A 3,241-nucleotide genomic window follows, 5' to 3' on the forward strand; every position below is an offset into this window, starting at 1 on the left:
AAGCTTTGATGTCTTTAGCGTGTTGTAATAGGTTAGCTGCGCCTTCTTCGCCAAGGCTTTGTATAGCACGTTCAGAGCGTGCATAGTCGATTACTTCGTCGATAAGTGCAATGTTTTGTTCTGCTACGGATACGAGTTGTTTTGTAAGTTCTTCTTGTTTAGGTGTACCTTCTGCATTAATCCAAGATTGAGCGAATTCTTTTACTTTAGGATTGCTTGTCGGTGCATCTAATAATGCTTGTACGAGTTGTGTTAATTGTGTATGTGTCATGATTATTTCCTCCATATAATTACTAACTATAGTTTGGAATAGTGCATTTAGTATCATATGAGTATCTGTTCCTTTTGTTGAGTTCATTATAGCACCTACAATAATTTTGAATAGTAGAATGATTTGCGATAGATACTATCAAATGTGATAGATTTGTGATGATTACTGAGAAAATTTTTTGATATAATTTAATAATAAAAGCTGAATACCAAAAATTGGCGCAATGTAGCTGTATTGAAAACATAGTTTTATTGATTTTGTAAAGGCTAGAATCAGAGCGTTATAAACAAATTAGAATTTGTAAGTGAGGTGAGTTTCTTTGAAAGCGTATATTAGGAGTTTAGAAACAGAGTTTTCCTTGATAGAAAATGGCTTCAAAGAGGAAGAAAGACGAGCCTTGGCCGATTATAAATCTAATGATACTGAATATATCAAGGAATTGGCATTTTTAGCCTATAAATCTGATATCTATCAAGTAAGAATGTACGGTGTATTTCTTTTTGGATATTTATCAGATAAAAAAGATATTTTGGTATTTATGAGAGATGAAGTGTCTGAAGATGATAATTGGAGAGTTCAGGAAGTATTAGCAAAGGCATTTGATGAATTTTGCAGAAAGACCGGGTATGAAAAAGCTCTTCCAATTATTGATGAATGGTTAGATAATCATAATCCAAATACGAGGAGAGCCGTTATAGAGGGATTAAGAATATGGATGAGTAGACCATATTTTAAAGATAATCCGAAGGAAGCTATTAAGCGTATTGCTGCACTAAAAGAAGATACCAGCGAATATGTCAGAAAATCGGTAGGCAATGCTTTAAGAGATATTAGCAAAAAATTTCCTGAATTAATTAAAGCTGAACTTAATAATTGGAAATTAGACAGCAAAGAAATAAATCAAGTGTACAAATTGGCGAGTAAATTTATTAGCTGACAAATTCAAGTTTATCTGATTAATGTAATTGTAAACTATGGAGGTAGTAATGAATAAGATCACTTGCATATGCTTAGGCGTTAGAGACATGGAACGATCAATAAAGTTTTATAGAGATGGTTTGGGATATAAGACTGACTGTAAAGAAAATAATCCGCCAGTAATATTTTTCGATACAGCAGGGACAAAATTTGAACTATTTCCTTTGGAACAATTAGCAAAAGATATTGATGAAAGCAATCCTCCAATGGGAGATGGATTTGCAGGAATTACATTAGCTTACAATGTTGAGCATAAAGAAGATGTTGATAGTGTCATTGAATTAGTGCGAAATGCTGGGGGAAGAATTGTAAAAGAACCACAAGATATTTTTTGGGGTGGTTATCATGCATATTTTACTGATCCAGATGGATATTACTGGGAAGTTGCATGGGGGCCAAACTTTAAGTTTGATGAAAAGGGATTATTGGAATTTTAGTAGTTAATCTTGCTTAGGCGTGTCTTCGGCATCAGCTTATTATAGACTTAGAATCATGCTGTAACTAGTATTATATAGGCATTTGTTCTTTTAGTGATATAATTTACTTAATACATGTTGTTTATAGGGGAATATATCATGAAAAAGGTTATATGTGCATTGGCTGTGTTAGCTTTTATAGGTTCTATCAATGTCGCTTCCGCAGATGACTTGATGCGCTTTCGTCTCAATGGTAATTCTATTTATGACCAGCCCTACGGTGATCGAAATGAGTTTCCTTGTCCAGATGGACTTGGCAGTTGCACTATGACTGATAGCGATTATAGAAGTACTCGCGAGGGTCAGGCAATAGAGGTGTTTGATACTGTATATGAGGCTAAGCAGCATTTGAACTTTAAACCGCAGTTACCAAGTGGGGTAGCGGGTCTCCGCCCTGTACATGTATCTATTGTGGATCATGATGTACTACAAGTAGTATATTCCTATCATGAGCTTTTAAAAGGAAAATACTTTGACCGTGTAGATGATATGCCGAAGTATATTAAATATCGCGTATCTACTTTATCTGGTAATATCGCAGGTGACTATAAGGATTATGTGCCTCAGAAAACAGAGGTTGTAAATGGCATGACGGTAATCTATCGAATGGTAGATGACTCTGTTTACTTAGCATCTTGGGAGTATGAGGGGCAGAACCATGTGCTCTTATTTAATGAGCCTATTTCTGTTAACCGGGCTAGGAAAATTATTAAGAGTGTAGGTATAAATTGAGTTATTTATTGTACTATTTTTTTAATTATGATTAGCTTATAATATACATATAAAGAGAGCCCATTAACGTGATTAGGGCGTTAGGCTCATCTAAAACTGAACAAAATTATGATGGCGCCTAACGTGTTAGAGGACTGCACTCCTCTATACGTTAGGCGTTTATCGTTGTACTATTTAATTAGTGCAATGATAGTGACTACTGATAACAGAACTATGATGATTACATAGGTAACCTTTGTTGTGTTTAATATTAAAATAATGGAGCTTATATGAACGCAGAAAATTACAGAATTTCAACGTTGCCATATATAGAAAATGCTAGCAACAAGATAATGGAAAAGTACAAAATAAAAGCACAATATGAAACGGAACCACCTCATGGAGATGCCATATACTCCATTACTATAAAGGGACAGACATTGCCATTTTGGATTTATGGTAGGGATGTTACTTTCATAGGGACTAGTATGGTTATGGTCGAGTCTGTAAGATGTAAAACCTGGGATCCCATAGAAACTATGATTATTGATTTAGAGAATGAAGTATATGCTAGTTTAAAGGACTGGTATACAGATATTTCATTTATTAATAATCGAATAGAGTTAACTAATCAAGTGGTAAAAATGGATAAACGAATTCTCAATGATTTTGAGGATTTAGAGTGGATAAGCTTTTAAGAGTATTTGAGTAGAGGCTACATTGACTATAATATAGTGAAGTGTTATTCTATATATGACAAGGGATGTCAATATGTGACATAGTCTCATATGAACGAAAAAATAGC

General features: G+C 34.2%; 4 protein-coding genes and 1 pseudogene. 4 read left to right on the top strand and 1 reads right to left on the bottom strand.

What is annotated here, in order from left to right; all coding sequences use genetic code 11:
* Positions 1-271, bottom strand: a pseudogene (locus QZ548_RS08635) (hypothetical protein); the annotation flags it as partial.
* Between the two features lie 319 nt (positions 272-590).
* Between QZ548_RS08635 and QZ548_RS08640 the strand changes: the two are divergent.
* The 4 genes from QZ548_RS08640 (at position 591) to QZ548_RS08655 (ending at position 3,134) form a co-directional block, all read left to right on the top strand.
* Complete coding sequence (locus tag QZ548_RS08640) at positions 591-1,208, top strand: DNA alkylation repair protein (protein ID WP_295869729.1); 618 nt, start codon at positions 591-593, stop codon at positions 1,206-1,208.
* Positions 1,209-1,257: 49 nt separating this feature from the next.
* Entirely contained in the window at positions 1,258-1,686 is a 429-nt protein-coding gene (locus QZ548_RS08645; RefSeq protein ID WP_295825152.1) for a VOC family protein, read from the top strand.
* 138 nt (positions 1,687-1,824) lie between these two features.
* A complete protein-coding gene (locus QZ548_RS08650) occupies positions 1,825-2,457 on the top strand; it encodes a hypothetical protein (protein ID WP_295869731.1) in 633 nt (210 codons plus the stop codon).
* Positions 2,458-2,726: 269 nt separating this feature from the next.
* Positions 2,727-3,134: a hypothetical protein gene (locus QZ548_RS08655; protein ID WP_295869733.1), complete on the top strand. Its 408-nt coding sequence runs from the start codon at positions 2,727-2,729 to the stop codon at positions 3,132-3,134.
* Positions 3,135-3,241: the final 107 nt, after the last annotated feature.

The organism is uncultured Veillonella sp., from assembly GCF_915069625.1.
Lineage (GTDB): Bacteria > Bacillota > Negativicutes > Veillonellales > Veillonellaceae > Veillonella.

Bases quoted from the DNA above. Each gene is read 5' to 3' on its own strand.
- QZ548_RS08655 (WP_295869733.1), top strand. From the start codon at position 2,727: ATGAACGCAGAAAATTACAGAATTTCAACGTTGCCATATATAGAAAAT.
- QZ548_RS08650 (WP_295869731.1), top strand. From the start codon at position 1,825: ATGAAAAAGGTTATATGTGCATTGGCTGTGTTAGCTTTTATAGGTTCT.
- QZ548_RS08645 (WP_295825152.1), top strand. From the start codon at position 1,258: ATGAATAAGATCACTTGCATATGCTTAGGCGTTAGAGACATGGAACGA.